The sequence below is a fragment of the Rhodococcus sp. 7Tela_A2 genome (assembly GCF_049311045.1).
GTDB lineage: Bacteria > Actinomycetota > Actinomycetes > Mycobacteriales > Mycobacteriaceae > Rhodococcus.
This window is the reverse complement of record NZ_JAXION010000027.1, coordinates 1-15,532: the sequence shown is the minus strand read 5'-3', so window position 1 is coordinate 15,532 and position 15,532 is coordinate 1. Positions and strand designations below refer to the sequence as shown.

The 15,532-nt window shown below is 67.4% G+C and carries 14 protein-coding genes and 1 pseudogene; 12 read left to right on the top strand and 3 right to left on the bottom strand.

The window, feature by feature from the left end:
- The first annotated feature begins 247 nt into the window (after positions 1-247).
- From TVH25_RS07495 to idi, 9 genes are all read left to right on the top strand, one after another.
- Positions 248-1,174, top strand: a complete 927-nt coding sequence (locus TVH25_RS07495; protein ID WP_169621001.1) for a LysR family transcriptional regulator — start codon at positions 248-250, stop codon at positions 1,172-1,174.
- A 150-nt stretch (positions 1,175-1,324) separates the two neighbouring features.
- Complete coding sequence (gene uraD / locus TVH25_RS07490) at positions 1,325-1,846, top strand: 2-oxo-4-hydroxy-4-carboxy-5-ureidoimidazoline decarboxylase (RefSeq protein WP_169621002.1); 522 nt, start codon at positions 1,325-1,327, stop codon at positions 1,844-1,846.
- Positions 1,843-2,163 (top strand): hydroxyisourate hydrolase, encoded by a 321-nt coding sequence (gene uraH / locus TVH25_RS07485; protein ID WP_169621003.1) that lies wholly within the window; start codon positions 1,843-1,845, stop codon positions 2,161-2,163. Before uraD ends, uraH begins: the two co-directional genes overlap by 4 nt.
- Before the next feature lie 3 nt (positions 2,164-2,166).
- Positions 2,167-3,087 (top strand): factor-independent urate hydroxylase, encoded by a 921-nt coding sequence (pucL, locus tag TVH25_RS07480; protein WP_422423726.1) that lies wholly within the window; start codon positions 2,167-2,169, stop codon positions 3,085-3,087.
- 312 nt (positions 3,088-3,399) lie between these two features.
- Positions 3,400-3,570, top strand: coding sequence for a hypothetical protein (locus TVH25_RS07475; protein ID WP_169621005.1), 171 nt, complete (start codon positions 3,400-3,402; stop codon positions 3,568-3,570).
- 94 nt (positions 3,571-3,664) lie between these two features.
- Entirely contained in the window at positions 3,665-4,483 is an 819-nt protein-coding gene (locus tag TVH25_RS07470) for a carotenoid biosynthesis protein (protein WP_422423725.1), read from the top strand.
- A 97-nt stretch (positions 4,484-4,580) separates the two neighbouring features.
- Positions 4,581-6,218: a phytoene desaturase family protein gene (gene crtI / locus TVH25_RS07465; RefSeq protein WP_422423724.1), complete on the top strand. Its 1,638-nt coding sequence runs from the start codon at positions 4,581-4,583 to the stop codon at positions 6,216-6,218.
- Positions 6,211-7,245 carry a phytoene/squalene synthase family protein gene (locus TVH25_RS07460; RefSeq protein WP_169652813.1) on the top strand — a complete coding sequence of 345 codons (1,035 nt, stop codon included), beginning with the start codon at positions 6,211-6,213 and terminating at the stop codon, positions 7,243-7,245. The genes crtI and TVH25_RS07460 overlap by 8 nt, the downstream gene beginning before the upstream one ends.
- Positions 7,233-7,841 (top strand): isopentenyl-diphosphate Delta-isomerase, encoded by a 609-nt coding sequence (gene idi / locus TVH25_RS07455; protein ID WP_169652814.1) that lies wholly within the window; start codon positions 7,233-7,235, stop codon positions 7,839-7,841. The genes TVH25_RS07460 and idi overlap by 13 nt, the downstream gene beginning before the upstream one ends.
- Here idi and TVH25_RS07450 read toward each other — a convergent pair.
- Positions 7,838-9,346 carry a PucR family transcriptional regulator gene (locus tag TVH25_RS07450; protein WP_422423723.1) on the bottom strand — a complete coding sequence of 503 codons (1,509 nt, stop codon included), beginning with the start codon at positions 9,344-9,346 and terminating at the stop codon, positions 7,838-7,840. The genes idi and TVH25_RS07450 overlap by 4 nt on opposite strands.
- Before the next feature lie 198 nt (positions 9,347-9,544).
- Between TVH25_RS07450 and TVH25_RS07445 the strand changes: the two genes are divergently transcribed.
- The 3 genes from TVH25_RS07445 to TVH25_RS07435 are packed head-to-tail and all read left to right on the top strand — an operon-like array spanning position 9,545 to position 14,383.
- Positions 9,545-10,861, top strand: a complete 1,317-nt coding sequence (locus TVH25_RS07445; RefSeq protein ID WP_206036952.1) for an 8-oxoguanine deaminase — start codon at positions 9,545-9,547, stop codon at positions 10,859-10,861.
- Positions 10,862-10,865: 4 nt separating this feature from the next.
- Positions 10,866-11,675, top strand: coding sequence for an FAD binding domain-containing protein (locus TVH25_RS07440; protein WP_169621012.1), 810 nt, complete (start codon positions 10,866-10,868; stop codon positions 11,673-11,675).
- Positions 11,672-14,383, top strand: a complete 2,712-nt coding sequence (locus tag TVH25_RS07435; RefSeq protein WP_422423722.1) for a molybdopterin-dependent oxidoreductase — start codon at positions 11,672-11,674, stop codon at positions 14,381-14,383. Before TVH25_RS07440 ends, TVH25_RS07435 begins: the two co-directional genes overlap by 4 nt.
- On the opposite strand, the gene TVH25_RS07430 is transcribed toward TVH25_RS07435, so the two are convergent.
- A complete protein-coding gene (locus TVH25_RS07430; RefSeq protein ID WP_422423721.1) occupies positions 14,354-15,238 on the bottom strand; it encodes an SRPBCC family protein in 885 nt (294 codons plus the stop codon). The two genes, TVH25_RS07435 and TVH25_RS07430, sit on opposite strands and share 30 nt — an antisense overlap.
- A 34-nt stretch (positions 15,239-15,272) precedes the next feature.
- Positions 15,273-15,532, bottom strand: a pseudogene (locus tag TVH25_RS07425) (xanthine dehydrogenase family protein subunit M); the annotation flags it as partial.

Below are 15,532 nucleotides of genomic sequence, written 5' to 3'. Positions count from 1 at the left end.
GGCCCGAACCTCTCTTGTACGTACACCGGTCGGCCGGCCGAAGCGGATGACAAATCACATGGGCCAGGGCGAAACACGGGTCCGCCGCCGTCAGGACGTGGGTCAGCGTAAGTGTCGTACGACCGGCTCACAAGATCGAAAAGCAACTCGGATAGCTGCTATACATCTTTAGATATAGGCAACGGTGGTGGGTTACTATCCCGCCGGATATTGCCGTTACGCCGGGTTTCGGAAAGGGGGGTGCGGAGTGGACTTGAGGCGGGTGGATCTCAACCTGCTTGTCGTCCTCGACGTGCTTCTTTCCGAGTGCAACGTGACCCGCGCGGCCGAACGACTGAACATGTCGCAGCCGGCGACCAGCACGGCGCTCGCTCGTCTCCGGAAGCAGTTCGACGACCCACTGCTGGTGAAGAACGGCCGCACGTTGCGCCTCACTCCGCGGGCACAGGCCCTGATCGGGCCCCTGCGGAGCGTATTGCACACGCTGGAACGGTCGATACTCTCCGAACCGACCTTCGATCCGACCGTGGATTCACGCGTGTTCACGCTCATGACAGGCGATTACGCCGAGGTCACGTTGCTCCGCATGCTCATGCGGCGGGGGCACCCGGCCAACGTGCGATTCGATCTGCGTCCCCTCACCAAGGCGTCCCTCGCAGCGTTCCACCGGCACGAAACCGACCTCGCGGTGCTGCCGGAACACCTTCTCGACGCACCCGAGTTCGAGCGGTGCCGGCGCACCGAGGTCCTGACCGACAGATACGTGGGCGCCGTCTGGTCCGGGCATCCGTACATCGGGACGGAACTGAATCGCGACGTGCTCTCCCACTATCCGTTCCTGTCGTATCTGCAGTACGACGACGACACGGCTCTGGCGCGAGCGTTGTTGCGCGCCGGGATCGTGACACGGACGGGGGCGTCCACGACGAGTATCGCGGTGCTCCCCTTCGCGCTCGAACACACCGTGTTCGTCACGCTCCTGCCCGAGAGAATGGCTGAACGAATCGCGGGAGTGGCGTCCCTGCGGATCCTCGAGCCCGCCTTCGAATTGCCTCCGCTCAGCGAATATGCAGTCTGGCACGAGGAATCCGAATCGGATCCCGCCCACGTGTGGCTCCGTGCCCAAATCGATGCGTCGCAGCGACTACGCGTTCCCGCCGGGCAACCGGCCTGACCGAGGCGCCTCGGCCACGAATTCTCTCCGCCGATCCGCGTTTGTCGGATCGTCCAAACGACCGGAGACCACGTCTCGGGAAGTTTGTAGCGCGTACGGCACCGCCGGCTCCCTTCATCCGCGATCGTGGTGACGAGAGAGAGGAGTGCCGTGCCGTACACCTGTGCCGACTTCGATGCGCTCTGTGCCCGTGACGCAGCCGCAGCCCTGTCCGAGTGCTGTTCCAGCAGGACGTGGACCGAGCGACTCGTGCAAGGCCGCCCCTACCTGAGTCGCGCCGCGCTGCTGCGCGCGTCCGATGCGGTGACAGCGGCGCTGACTCGGGACGATCTCGCCGAAGCGCTCGCGGGGCACCCACGGATCGGTGAACGGTCGGACCACGCATCGTCGAAGCGCGAGCAGGCATCGGTCGCGAGCGCGGACGCACATATCCGCGATGCACTGGTGGCAGGTAACCGCAAGTACGAGGAGCGTTTCGGGCACGTGTACCTCGTGCGTGCCGCAGGACGATCCGCGGACGAACTCCTGTCGATTCTGCAGCGGCGCCTCACTCACGATTCCGAGACCGAGTGGCGCGAGACGCGAGCGACGCTTGCCGAGATCAACCGATCGAGACTCGAGTTGCTCGTCACCGACGATTCCGTCGAATCAGGAAAGGAAGGTGTGAGGTGAGCACCGTCAGCACCCACGTTCTCGACGCCACCCGTGGAGCGCCGGCCTCCGGAGTCGAGGTCACGCTCTCGTCCGCCGGAGCGGAACTCGCGAGTGCTCGCACCGACGACGACGGGCGAATTTCCGAATTCCAGGTTCCCGCACTGGAACCCGGTACGTACACGCTGACCTTCGCCACCGGCGAGTACTTTGCGCGGCGGCACACCGAGACCTTCTACCCGGAGGTTACCGTCACCTTCCGGGTCGGCGGTGCCGGCAAAGTCCATGTGCCACTGCTGCTGTCGCCTTTTTCCTACTCCACCTATCGAGGGAGCTGACCCGTGAGTGAACTGACCGGAAAGATCGTGCTGGGCGCCAACCGCTACGGCAAGGCGGAGAACCGCGTGGTACGGATCTATCGGGACACTGCCCGCCACGAGATCCGCGACCTCAACGTGTCGACCTGCCTCCGCGGAGACTTCGACGCGGCACACCTCGAAGGCGACCAAGGTGCGGTGCTCCCGACCGACACACAGAAGCAGACGGTGTACGCGTACGCGAAGAGCAAGGGCGTCGAGTTCGTCGAAACCTACGCGCTCGAACTCGCGCGGCACTTCGTCGACGACGTCGAACCAGTCCGCGCCGCCCGCGTCGAGATCGACGACTACGCGTGGCAACGGGTGACGATCGACGGTGTCGAACACGATCACACGTGGACCCGCACCGGACCGGAGGTCCGCACGGTTTCGGTGACGGTCGAGGGAACCGGGCGGGAGCGACGGGAGTGGGTGATCGGCGGAGTCAAGGATCTCGTCGTACTCAAGTCGACCGGATCCGAATTCTCGGGTTTTCTCACCGACCCGTACACGGTCCTGGAACCGACTGCCGACCGTGTGATGGCAACCAGTCTGGTCGCACAGTGGCGATTCACGACCGACGACGTCGACTGGGATGTCACCTACGTAGGTATCAAGGCCACGATGCTCGAGCGTTTTGCGAACCTTCAATCGAAGGCACTGCAACAAACTCTCTTCGAGATGGGCCGGGCAGTGCTGGAGAAGTATCCGGTGATCGCGGAGATTCGCATGTCGGCGCCCAACAAGCATCATTTCGTCTACGACCTCGAAAGATTCGGAGTCACGAACTCGAACGAGGTATTCCACGCCGACGACCGGCCCTACGGCCTGATCCAGGCGACGGTTCAGCGGGAGGACGCACCCGAGGCCGGAAGCGCGTGGGAGCGGTTCGTCGACTGGATGTGACGACGTGAGGGCGTCACGGAGTGGGGGGGGGGGGGGGGGTGGGCGGCCCCCCCCCCCCCCCCCACTTTTCGTTGTCACCGGGTGGCCGGGAGACTTTTTCGGACGCGTACCCATCCGTTCGTACCCCGGCTCCGAATCGCTGCCAGACGGTACAGGACCGTCTCCGTTCCGAAACGCGTCGGCACGGTGGCAGCGAGACGAGGTGGCCCACATGCGCGCACTGGTAGAAGCCGGTTTTCCGGCAGTTCACCCCGCTGGTCGAGTTCGACACGTGGTCGCTCACCGTCGTGCCGGCGTGAGATGAGGCCTCTCATGTCCCCTTCTGCCTCCGGTTCCCCCCGGCATCACGGCCCGTACACCTCGGGTATCGGGTTTCTGCAAATGTTCATGGACGCCCAACGGGTGGATCCCGCCGTGTCGGCCGACTCCGTCGAGGACTCGGGTAAGGACACGAACGCCCCGGACGAGCGGCGGCAGCAATGAGTGTGGTCCCGCCGCATCGGCCCCGCGGTACGAGGATCGCCGTCGGGGTGAACCGCACGGACGTGCGTGAGGACGAGTCGACCGGCGTGCGTCGATGAACCGCGTCGTGTGGGGGATCGTCGCGGGCGCGCTGCTCGCCCAGATCGTCTATCCCCTCGTCTCCGGCACGTCGAGGGATGCCGTCACCGTGGCGGTGGTGCTCCTGCTCGCCGCCGCGTCGGTGGTGCATGCCGCCGTCACACGGGGTCCCGTGTGGGCCGTGGTGCTGGTCGCCTCGACCGCGGGACTCGGTCTCGTGTCCGAGATCGTCGGCACTGCGACCGGGTTCCCTTTCGGAAGCTACTTCTATGCGACCGGACGGCTCGGGCCCGAGATCGTGGGCGTTCCGGCGGTGGTCCCCTTGGCGTGGACCGCCGGCTTCTATCCGATCTGGTGTGCCGCGTCCTACGTCCTCCGGCATTCCCCGGTGCCGCCGGACAGGCGAGCGTTCGGGCGGGTCCTCGTGGTTGCCGTGGGGATGGTGGGGTGGGATCTGTACCTCGACACCCAGATGGTGACCGACGGTCAGTGGACCTGGACCTCGGGCAACGCCGGGTTACCCGGCATTCCGTTCATCCCGTACACCAACTACCTCGGCTGGTTCGCTACCGCTCTGATCATGGCGATCGTCGTCGACAGGGTGGGAGGACGCGCCGAGTCGCCCAGGACGAGTGGCCGGCGAATCTCGGATGCGGCACCGCTGGTGCTGTTCCTCTGGACCTGGCTCGGATCGGCATTCGCGCACGCGTTCCTGCTCGAGGGCGACGAACTGCGCTATTCCGCGCTCTACGGGTTCTGTGTCATGGGGGTCGTGGGTGTCCCCGTGGTGGCCATGCGCATTCGACGAGCCGGAAAGGCCACGGTGAAGACATGATCGCAACGACTATGCCCGCTCCGGGAGAGAAGAGCCGAGGAATGACCAGCGCGATACCCAGCCGAGTCGATACCGTCGTGCCGATGGGTGGCCGATCATGAAGACGATCCCCGGGCCCGTCGATTCCGTGGTCGTGGTGGGGGCAGGACTCTCCGGTCTCGCTGCGGCGCTGTACCTTACGGGCGCGGGTAAACGCGTCACCGTGCTCGAGCGCGACGACACGGTGGGTGGCCGGGTCGGGACCTATCCGGTGTACGACGACTCCGGCAAGCCCCTCTACACCATCGACAACGGCGCCAGCGTGCTCACGATGCCGGACCTGATCTCCGATGCGCTCGCCGCGGTCGGCGAGTCGTTCGATTCCACGACTCCCACAGTCGAACTGAGCGCACTGTCTCCCAGCTACCACGCTCGCTACGCCGACGGCAGTGCTCTCGACGTGTACGCCGATCCCACGGAGATGTCCGCCGAAGTCGAAAAAGTCTGCGGTCCAGGCGAAGTCGACGGTTATCGCCGATTGCGAGGCTGGCTCGCCAGCATCTTCGATACGGAGTTCGACCGGTACATCGCGTCGAACTTCGATTCGCCTCTCGACCTCGTCGGGTCGCGCGCAGCGCTGCGCGATACCGCCAGGCTGGCATTGATCGGCGGTTTCGGCCGCCTGGGCTCCCGGATCGCCTCGTTCGTCCGGGACGATCGGCTACGCCGGATCTTCACCTTCCAGTCGCTCTACGCCGGGGTCGCCCCGTCGAAAGCGCTCGGTGTGTACGGCGCTATCGCCCATATGGACACCTCGCTCGGGGTCTACTTCCCCGCGGGCGGAATGTCGGCTGTCGCAGAGTCCATGGCCGATGCGCTCACCCGTCACGGCGGAGCGCTCCACACCTCGGCCGAAGTGTCGGAACTGGAGATCCGCAACGATCGCGTGACGGCCGTCCTGACGTCCGACGGTCGCCGTGTCGAGTGCGACGCACTCGTCCTCACCCCGGACCTCCCGATCGTCGACCGCTTGCTCGATCGGGCCGGTGTGACGAGCAGCGGCAGGAAGCGGGGTTATTCCGTCGTGTCGCCGTCCGCAGTCGTCTTCCACGGCACCGTTCCCACCGAGGTCACGCAGTCGTGGCCGTCGAGCGCGCACCACACCATCGATTTCGGCGAGCAGTGGGCGGAGACCTTCGCACGTATCACCGCCGGTCCTGGCCGTGGACAGTTGATGGAGGACCCGTCGTTGCTGATCACCCGCCCGGCGGTCACCGACCCCGCCTTGCGGATGGTGCGTAACGGTGTCCTCAGCGAACCGGTGTCGATCTTGGCGCCGTGCCCGAACCTCGCGTCCGCGCCCATCGACTGGAACCGCCGCGCCGTGCCCTACCTGCGAGAGATCCAGATCGTCCTCGAGCAGCGGGGTTACTGCGGCCTGACCGCTGCGATGGTGGTCGACCACCTCGATACCCCGCAGACGTGGCGCGACAAAGGCATGCTCGAAGGCAGTCCGTTCTCCTCCGCCCATGTTTTCCGCCAGACCGGACCTTTCCGGCGCAAGAACATGGTCGGCGGCGTGGACAATGTGGTGCTGGCGGGCTCGGGTACCACCCCCGGCGTCGGAGTACCCACCGTGCTCGTGTCGGGGCGCCTTGCCGCCGAGCGGATCGTCGGATCGGCGACGAGCGAGCGGCCGCGTCGGACCGCCGTCACACAGTCGGTGCGCTCCGAGGAGGTAGTCGAGCATGGGTGAACTCGCCGGAATCGATCCCGGACTGCACGAGGCGTACCGGGTGTGCCGCGAACTGAACGAGCGCCACGGGAAGACCTATTTCCTTGCGACAAGGCTCCTTCCGGCATCCAAGCGTGCGGGCGTACATGCTCTCTACGGGTTTGCGCGGATGGTCGACGACGTCGTCGATGTCGAGGTCGACTCCGATCGGGCGGCCGCCGCGAAGGTCGATGCCTTCGAGGATCGGATCCGGGCCGCTTTCGGTGGCGCACCTCTGGGGCGGAGCCGGCCCGATCTCGTGCTCGGAGCGCTGGTGGATACCGCCGCGCGGTACGACATTCCGCACAGCTACTTCTATGCCTTCCTGCATTCGATGCGCATGGACATACCGGGGACCGTGATGTTCCGCCCGCGCTACCGCACGATGGACGAGTTGTCGGAATACATGTACGGATCCGCGGCCGTCATCGGTCTGCAGATGCTTCCGATCCTGGGTACGGAGACGGATCGGGACAAGGCTGCGCGGCCGGCCGCCGCACTCGGCGAAGCCTTCCAGCTCACGAACTTCATCCGGGATATGGGCGAAGACCTCGACCGCGACCGGATCTACCTGCCGACCGACGAGTTGAAGGCTTTCGGTGTCGACGAGGATCTTCTCCGATACTGCCGGACGACCGGCCGGAACGATGCCAGGCTCGAGCGGGCACTCGCGCACCTGATCGCGCACACCCGGTCGGTGTACCGCGAGGCAGACCCGGGGATCGACATGCTCGATCGATCGGTACGCCCGGGGATGCGCACAGCGTTCGTGCTGTACCGCGACATTCTCCGGGAGGTCGAGGACGGCGGATATCGTGTACTTCATCAGCGGGCACGCGTCTCCCGGCGGAGGCGCCTCGCCGTCGCCGCGCCACGATTGGCGGAGGCCGGATGGACCACCTTCCGTACGCGGTCGAGGACAGCGAAGAGCGTGGGTCAGCGGTCGAGTGGAGAGCGGACCCACTCACGACGAGGAACGGACAGAACAGGAACACCATGGAGCAAGTAGTGCTGCTCGACGAGGCGGGGCGCGCCGTCGGCACCGAACCGAAGGCAACCGTCCACACCGCGACAACGCCGTTGCATCTCGCCTTCTCCGCGTACGTCTTCGATGAGAACGGCCGTCTGCTCATCACCCGGCGCGCCCTGGAGAAGCGGACGTGGCCCGGGGTATGGACGAACAGTTGTTGCGGTCACCCGGCGCCGCAGGAGCCGCTCGAACTCGCTGTCCGCAGGCGGCTGGGCCAAGAACTCGGTATCGAACTCGACGACGTCGGCGTTGTGCTCCCGTCCTTCCGGTACAGGGCGGTGATGGACAACGGGATCGTCGAGAACGAAATCTGCCCCGTCTACCGGGCCCTGTACCGGGGATCGCAGCCGGCTCCCGACCCGGCCGAGGTGTGCGGTGTCGACTGGGTGGAGTGGACCGCCTTCGCGGACGCGGTGGTGGACGGGACCCGCGACGTGTCGCCGTGGTGCTACGAGCAGGTGCAGCAACTCCTGCAGCTCGGCGCCGATCCCCTTCGGTGGCCGGTTGCGGACGCCGCAGATCTACCGCCCGCTGCCCCCGACCGCCTGAGCGGGGATCTGCCGCGCCTCGCCTAAGCCTCCTGCACCTGCAGCATCCGGAGCGCCAGGTAAACGTCGAGCCTGTCATCGATCTGGGACAGATCGCGCCCGGTGAGCTTCTCCACCTTGCCGATTCGGTACCGGACCGTGTTGAGGTGCACGTGGATTCGTTCTGCGGTGCGTCGCCACGAGCCACTGCATGCGAGGAACACCTCGAGGGTGGAGAGAAGCCCGCTATCGGTGGACAGGTCGTGATCGAGCACCGGCCCAAGAATCCGTTGAGCGAAATCGTGACGCAACCTGTCCGGTACCGCGGAGAACAACTCCGCCGCCGAGTCCATTGCTGCCGTGCGCACGGACACCGGTTCGCGAATGTCACCGTCGTCCGTGGCGAGCGCGGTGGCGGTGGCGACGGCACCCGCCAGCGATCCGAGCGTGCACGTGGCGCTCGTGCCCACCCGCAATCGCGTGCGCTCGAGCGCCGGGACGACTCGGGCGAGCCGCCGACGAAGCACTGCGTGAACCTCGTCGGCGTCGCCGGCGACGGTCAGGACGACCCGGTCCCCGTCCAGCGCGCTCACGCACCCCGGCAGTGCGTCGCAGAGCGTGTCGCGAAGCGCCCGTAGCCGTTCGGCGGTGGCCGCAGCGGCCCGGTCGTCGTGGGGCACCCGGCGCGCGACCACCGCGACAAGTGGACGTCCCGAATCGAATGTTGCTGCCGCAGTGGACACTAGCCCGGAACTGTCTCCGGCGTCCCAGGCGGTGCGCCGGCGTTCGTCTCGGCGAACCCGGTCGAGTGCCGCCACCGTGGCGAGTTCCCGGAACGCATCGAGGCAGTCCGCGCGCGCGTCGCCCGTGTGCCGTACCACCAGCAGCCAGCAGGATGTGCGGTCGCGAAGGCCACCGCCCACGGAGAGCACCGTGTAGTCGGCGGTCGCGTGGGGAAGCCGCTCGGCGGACAAGGCCGCCGCGACGAGCCGGTCCACGATGTCGTCGTCGAGGGGTGCCGCGCCGGCGAGAGGCACTCCGGTGGCGGTGAGCAGCCACGCCTGCGCCCCGAATTCCTGGGCGGTGCGGTCGAGCAGGTCGCCGATGCTGCGACCGTCGGCGACCGCTTCGAGCAACCGCCGCTGCCGCGCGAGTCCGTTCTGCAGACGGTCCATGCGCGCGCCGGACATGCGTGCGGTCATCCGCTCGATGATCCGGCTGAACGGCACGTCCGCGGGGACCGAGAGCAACGGCAGCCGATGCCGGGCGCACGCGGCGACCACGTCCTCGGGCACCTCACCGAGCAGGGCCTCCCCCGCGGCGAGCGCAGTCACGCCCACGCGCGCGAGGTGTTTGACGAACAGATCCGAGTCTTCGGCAGACGCCCGCCACACCAGCCCCGAGAACACCAGCGACCCCGCGCTGACGTACCGGGTGGGGTCGGGCATATCGGTGGTACAGGTTCGCAGTACCGGCCGTTCGAGCATCGCGGGGTCGCCGTGGAGAACCCGGATTCCGAGTTCGGCATCGTCGAGTACATCGTGAAGAAGCACTGCACCACCTCCGTGCGCGGGCCTTTGGACGATCGCACAATACGAAGCGGGCATTTCGTTGCGGTTTCGTACACGGTGCCCGGGGTGTTGCGTCTCGAGCAGGAGTTCACTGGTAGGTGCCCGCCGACGTGAGGAGCAACCGTGCACACTCGCCCTACCACCCGACCGATCGTGATCCGTGGTGCGCACGTGGTCACGATGGATGCCGGTCGCGCCGAATACCGCAGCGGTCACGTCGTGGTCGACGGAAACAGGATCGTCGCGGTCGGCGACGGCGAACCGCTCGGGTACGACGACGCGCAGATCGTGGACGGCGCCGGATGCATTCTGACTCCCGGGCTCGTCAATACCCACCACCACCTCTACCAGTGGATCACCCGCGGTCTGGCCGTCGATCACACGCTGTTCGAGTGGCTGACCACTCTGTATCCCATCTGGGGCGGCATCGACGCCGATATGGTGCATGTCGCGGCGAAGGGTGCCCTCGCGCACCTGCTGAAGACCGGATGCACCACCAGCACCGATCATCACTACGTCGTCCCCCGCGACGGGGGTGACGTCTTCGGGGCCGAGATCGCCGCGGCGGCAGAGGTCGGTATCCGGTTCCACCCCTGCCGCGGTTCGATGGACCTGGGCGCGAGCGCGGGGGGACTCCCGCCGGATCACATCGTCGAGGACCTCGACGCGATCCTCGCCGGCAGTCAGGACGCCGTCCAGCGGTGGCACGATCCGTCGTTCGATTCGATGCTCCGCGTCGCGCTGGCCCCGTGCTCCCCGTTCTCCGTGACCGGGGAACTGCTGAAACAGTCCGCGGTGCTCGCCCGCGATCTCGGCGTCCGCTTGCACACGCACCTTGCGGAAACCCTCGACGAGCAGGACTTCTGCCTCGAGAGGTTCGGGTGCAACCCGGTCGAGTACATGGAATCTCTCGGCTGGACTGGGCCGGATGTGTGGTACGCGCACGCAGTACATCTCGACGACCGCGACATCGGGGTGCTCGCGGCCTCGGGCACGGGTGCGGCGCACTGTCCGACATCCAACGCGCGTCTCGGTGCGGGTATCGCGCGCGCCGCCGACCTCTACGCGGCAGGAGTTCCGCTCGGACTCGGGGTGGACGGCGCGGCGAGCAACGAATCGTGCTGCATGCTCGAAGAAGCCCACCACGCCGCGCTGTTCGCACGCGCTCGAAGCGGACCGCGGGCAATGACCGTTCGGCAGAGTCTCGCGCTCGCGACCATCGGCGGTGCGCGCGTCCTGGGTCGTGAGAACGAGATCGGCTCTCTCGAGGTGGGCAAGCTCGCCGATCTCGCTCTGTGGCGGCTCGACACACTCGCTCATTCCGGGATCGCGGACCCGGTCGCGGCGCTCGTACTGGGGTCGCAGCCTCCCCTGGATCTGCTTCTCGTCAACGGACGCGAGGTGGTACGCAACGATCGGGTGCTCACCGTCGACACCGACGTCGTCGCTCGCGGCGTGGCGGACGCGCACACCCGCCTCGTCTCCAAAGCGGGGTAACGCCATGGATCTGCACACCGTGACGGACTACACCGTGGCGCGGACACGTGAGGATCTCACCTGGGGACCGGGCACGGCGTTCGTCGGAGGCGGCACGTGGCTGTTCTCGGAACCGCAACCACACGCGCGTCGCCTCGTCGACCTGTCGGGGCTGGGCTGGCCCGCGACGGTGATCGACGACCCCGGCCTCGAAGTGGCCGCGACCTGCACGGTCGAGGAACTCTCGAGGCTCTCCGAGACCACGACGTGGCAGGCCGCACCATTGTTCGGGCAGTGCGCCGACGCCCTGCTCGCCTCGTGGAAGATCTGGAAGCGTGCCACCGTCGGTGGCAACATCTGCCTGTCGCTGCCCGCCGGTGCCATGATTTCCCTCGCGGTCGCGCTCGACGCCGACGCGGTGATCTGGTCCCGAGGGGGCGGTGAGCGACGACTGCCGGTGGCGGAGTTCGTCACCGGCGTCGGCGGCAACCTCCTGCACGACGGAGACATCCTGCGCAGTATCCGTATCGAGGCACCGAAGCTGTCCTCACGCACCGCATTCCGGAAGATCGCCTTGTCTCCGCTGGGCCGCTCCGGTGCCGTGGTCATCGGTCGGCGCGACGCCGACGGTGCGTTCGCCCTGTCGGTGACCGCTGCCACCACCCGTCCCCACGTGCTGAGGTTCCCCGATCTGCCCGCTGCGGCGGACCTCGAGGCAGCACTGACCTCTACCGTCGCCGCGGACGCCTACCACGCCGATGTCCACGGGACCCCCCAGTGGCGCAGGGCGGTCACAGCCGTTCTGGCACAGGAAGTCCGGGAGGAGTTGTCATGAGACTGACGGTCAACGGTGACGAGGTCGACGCCGCTCCCCGCCCCGGGCAGTGCCTGCGCACGATGCTGCGAGACCACGAACACTTCGAGGTCAAGAAGGGCTGCGACACGGGTGACTGTGGCGCGTGCTCGGTGCTCGTCGACGGTGAGGCGGTGCATTCGTGCGTCTATCCCGCCGTCCGGGCCGAGGGGCGCGCGGTCACCACGGTGACCGGTCTGGGCACGCCCGACGACATGCATCCCCTGCAACAGCGGTTCGTCGACGCCGCCGGGTTCCAATGCGGATTCTGCACCGCCGGCATGATCGTCACGGCCTCGACGTTCACCGAGTCCGACCTCGACGACCTTCCGCGCCGGCTCAAAGGAAACTTGTGCCGCTGCACCGGATATCGTTCCGTCGACGATGCGCTGCGCGGCGTCGGCAACGTCGGGAAGACATGCGGAAAAGCTTTCGGTGCATCCCATCCCGCACCTGCGGGCCCGCGGGTCGTCACCGGTACGGAGCCGTACACGTTCGACACCGTCGTCGACGGCGTGCTGCATATCGCGACGCTGGGTAGCCCGCACCCGCACGCCCGGATCGTGTCCATCGACACCGTCGCAGCGGAACAACTGCCGGGCGTGCACGCGGTCCTGTGCTGGCGCGACGCCCCCGAGTTCGCATATTCGACAGCGAGACACGAGAACCGGGAAGAAGATCCGGACGACACCTACCTCTTCGACCGGACGCTTCGATACGTCGGGCAACGGGTTGCGGCGGTCGTCGCCGAGACGGAAGCCCAAGCGCAGGAGGCCTGCCGGCTTCTCCGCGTGGAATACGAGGTCCTGCCCTTCGTGCTCGACCCGGACGAGGCCGCGGCACCCGGTGCCCCGCTGCTGCACGGTGACAAGGGGCCGGAAGCGCGGATCGCCGATGCCTCCCGCAACCTCATCGGAGAGGTGCACGGCGGGTGTGGTGACGTCGAAGCCGGCATCGCCGCGGCTGCGGCCGTGGTGCGCGGGCGCTGGCAGACGCAGCGCGTCCAGCACACCCATCTCGAAACACACGGCGCCGTCGGATGGCTCGACGACGACGGACGGCTGGTGATCCGCAGTTCCACCCAGGTTCCGTTCCTCGTCCGGGACGAACTGTGCCGGATCTTCGGGCTCGAGCGTCACCGCGTCCGGGTGTTCACCGCCCGCGTGGGTGGGGGATTCGGCGGAAAACAGGAAATGCTCGTCGAGGACGTCGTCGCGGCGGCCGTCCTGCGCACCGGACGCCCGGCGCGGTGGGAGTTCACCCGGGCGGACCAGTTGACGGTCGCGCCGTGTCGTCATCCCATGCGGGTCGACGTCACCGTGGCCGCGGACGCCGACGGGATCCTCACGGCCCTCGCCATCGACGTCCTCAACGACGGCGGCGCGTACGGCAACCATTCGGCGAGCGTGATGTTCCACGGGTGCGGCGAATCGGTCGAGGTGTACCGCTGCCCGAACAAGCGTGTCGACGGCCGGTCGGTGTACACGAACAACCGGCCGTCGGGCGCGTTCCGCGGATACGGTCTCGGACAGGTGGTGTTCGCGGTCGAGTCCGCAATGGACGAACTCGCCCTGGAACTGGACCTCGACCCGTACGAGTTGCGGCGCCGCCCCGTGGTGGTTCCCGGCGACGAACTGGGCGCCGCCCATCCCGAGGGCGCCGACCTCGGGTTCGGAAGCTACGGCCTCGACCAGTGCCTCGACCTCGTGCGCAGTGCGATGTCGCGTGCGGACGGGCCACCCGCGCCGGAGGGTCCACGGTGGCGAGTCGGCGAGGGAATGGCGTTGGCGATGATCGCGTCGAACCCGCCAGGCGGGCACATCGCCGACACGTCGATCGAACTCCTGCCGGACGGTACGTTCGTCGCCCGGGTCGGTACCGCGGAATTCGGGAACGGTACGACGACCGTGCACACACAGATTGCCGCGTCGGTGCTCGGGACCGAGCCGGACCGGATCCGCGTCGAACAGTCGGATACCGACGTCACGACGCACGATACGGGCGCGTACGGATCGTCGGGAACGGTCGTCGCGGCGAAGGCCCTGCACGCCGCGGCCCACGCGCTGCGCGGCGATATGGCGAAATGGGCGGCGGAACTGACCGGCGAATCACCCGACGACGTGGAGTTCACGGCCGGCGGAGCCCAGGTGGGCGGCACAGAGGTGCCGTATGCGGACCTCCTGGAGGCGGCGGGCGGGACCCTGCGCGCCGAAGGCAGCCACGGCGGGCTCCCCCGCTCGTTGTCGTTCAACGTGCAGGGGTTTCGCGTCGCGGTCGACATCGGCACCGGTGAAGTGCGCATCCTGCAGTCCGTCCAGGCAGCCGACGCGGGTGTCGTCGTCAACCCCGAGCAGTGCCGGGGCCAGGTGGAAGGTGGTGTCGCCCAAGCCATCGGCGTCGCGATGTACGAAGAACTCGTCACCGATGCCAGCGGCACCGTCGTCACCGCGACGCTGCGGAACTACCACATTCCGCAGTACGCAGATGTGCCCCGCACCGAGGTGTACTTCGCAGACACCTACGACACCATGGGGCCGATGGGCGCCAAGTCCATGAGCGAGGCGCCGTTCAATCCCGTCGCCCCCGCGCTCGCCAACGCGGTCCGGCGCGCGATCGGAGTGCGGCCACACGAACTACCGCTGTCCCGGGACCGGATCTGGTCACTTCTTGCGGCACCCACTGCACGCTGAACGGTTCCGGCGCCGACGGCGGGACGTCCGGTTCAGGACCACCCCGACCACGAGCGCCACGGCGGCCACCACCCCCACCGGCACGAGTCGCTGGATCACAGAGCCTCGCGCGAACTCCATGAGATCGAGAGCCTCGGCTTCGGGTTGCGGATCGGCAGTCGCGTGCGCCGCGCCCGAATTCGCCGTTCCGGTGGCGGCATCCGCGGGCGGCGCCGGAGCGACGGCACCGGGCGTGGCCGCGGGTGCCGGTGTGGCGGTCTGCGCGGCGTCACCCGCCACGGGTGCGACGAACCCCGCACCGGCCGGTGTCGTGTCGGGAGGTGTCGGAGCCACCGCCGGCGCGCTGGACGGTACCGATTCGTTGGGAGTCGATTCGTTGGGAGTCGATTCGCTCGGCGTCGAGTCCGCGGCCTCCGGTCCCAGTTTCTTCGACAGACAGGACGCGAACTGTTCGAGGATCTTCCCGCCGACATCGGAGATCATCCCCCGGCCGAACTGGGCAGGCTTGCCCGTGACCGTCATATCGGTGTGGACCGTGCCGTCCGTACGGTCACCGTCGCCGGTGAGAACGATCGTGATGGTCGCGCTGACCGTGCCGTTGCCGCGCGTGTCCTTCGCGTTCGCCTCGATGACCGCCTTGCGGGCCTGCTCGTCCTTTTCGACGTATCGTCCGGTGCCTTTGAAGGTGAGCGACACGGGCCCGAGCTTGACCTTCACCGTTCCCGTGAACGTGTCCCCCTCGGTCCCGGTGAGCTTCGCCCCCGGCATGCACGGTGCGACTTTCTCGGGGTTGAGCAAGGCGGTCCAGACCACTTCGACGGGTGCTGGAACTGACAGGGTGTGATCGAGTTGCATTGCGTCCTCTCGGATAGTGAAGGTGTCGGAAACGTCAGATTCCCGTTGCTGTCGTCACCGCCCGGCGAGTGAGCACCTGCGCCAGATGGCTGCGGTACTCGGCGTCGGCGTTTCCGTCGGTCATGGGGTCGGTGCCGTCTGTCGCGCGCTCCGCAGCCGCCCTGATCGTGTCCGCCGTGGCGGGCTGCCCGACGAGCGATTCTTCGACACCACGCGCCCGGATCGGCACCGCCGCCATGTTGGTCAGAGCCACCTTGGCGCGTTCGATGGTGCCGCCCGCGACCGAGACGGTCG

Coding starts and splice junctions, on each gene's coding strand:
- TVH25_RS07430 (WP_422423721.1), bottom strand. CDS start 15,238: ATGCAACTCGATCACACCCTGTCAGTTCCAGCACCCGTCGAAGTGGTC.
- TVH25_RS07440 (WP_169621012.1), top strand. CDS start 10,866: ATGGATCTGCACACCGTGACGGACTACACCGTGGCGCGGACACGTGAG.
- TVH25_RS07470 (WP_422423725.1), top strand. CDS start 3,665: ATGAACCGCGTCGTGTGGGGGATCGTCGCGGGCGCGCTGCTCGCCCAG.
- TVH25_RS07445 (WP_206036952.1), top strand. CDS start 9,545: ATGGATGCCGGTCGCGCCGAATACCGCAGCGGTCACGTCGTGGTCGAC.
- TVH25_RS07460 (WP_169652813.1), top strand. CDS start 6,211: ATGGGTGAACTCGCCGGAATCGATCCCGGACTGCACGAGGCGTACCGG.
- TVH25_RS07435 (WP_422423722.1), top strand. CDS start 11,672: ATGAGACTGACGGTCAACGGTGACGAGGTCGACGCCGCTCCCCGCCCC.
- crtI (WP_422423724.1), top strand. CDS start 4,581: ATGAAGACGATCCCCGGGCCCGTCGATTCCGTGGTCGTGGTGGGGGCA.
- TVH25_RS07475 (WP_169621005.1), top strand. CDS start 3,400: ATGTCCCCTTCTGCCTCCGGTTCCCCCCGGCATCACGGCCCGTACACC.
- idi (WP_169652814.1), top strand. CDS start 7,233: ATGGAGCAAGTAGTGCTGCTCGACGAGGCGGGGCGCGCCGTCGGCACC.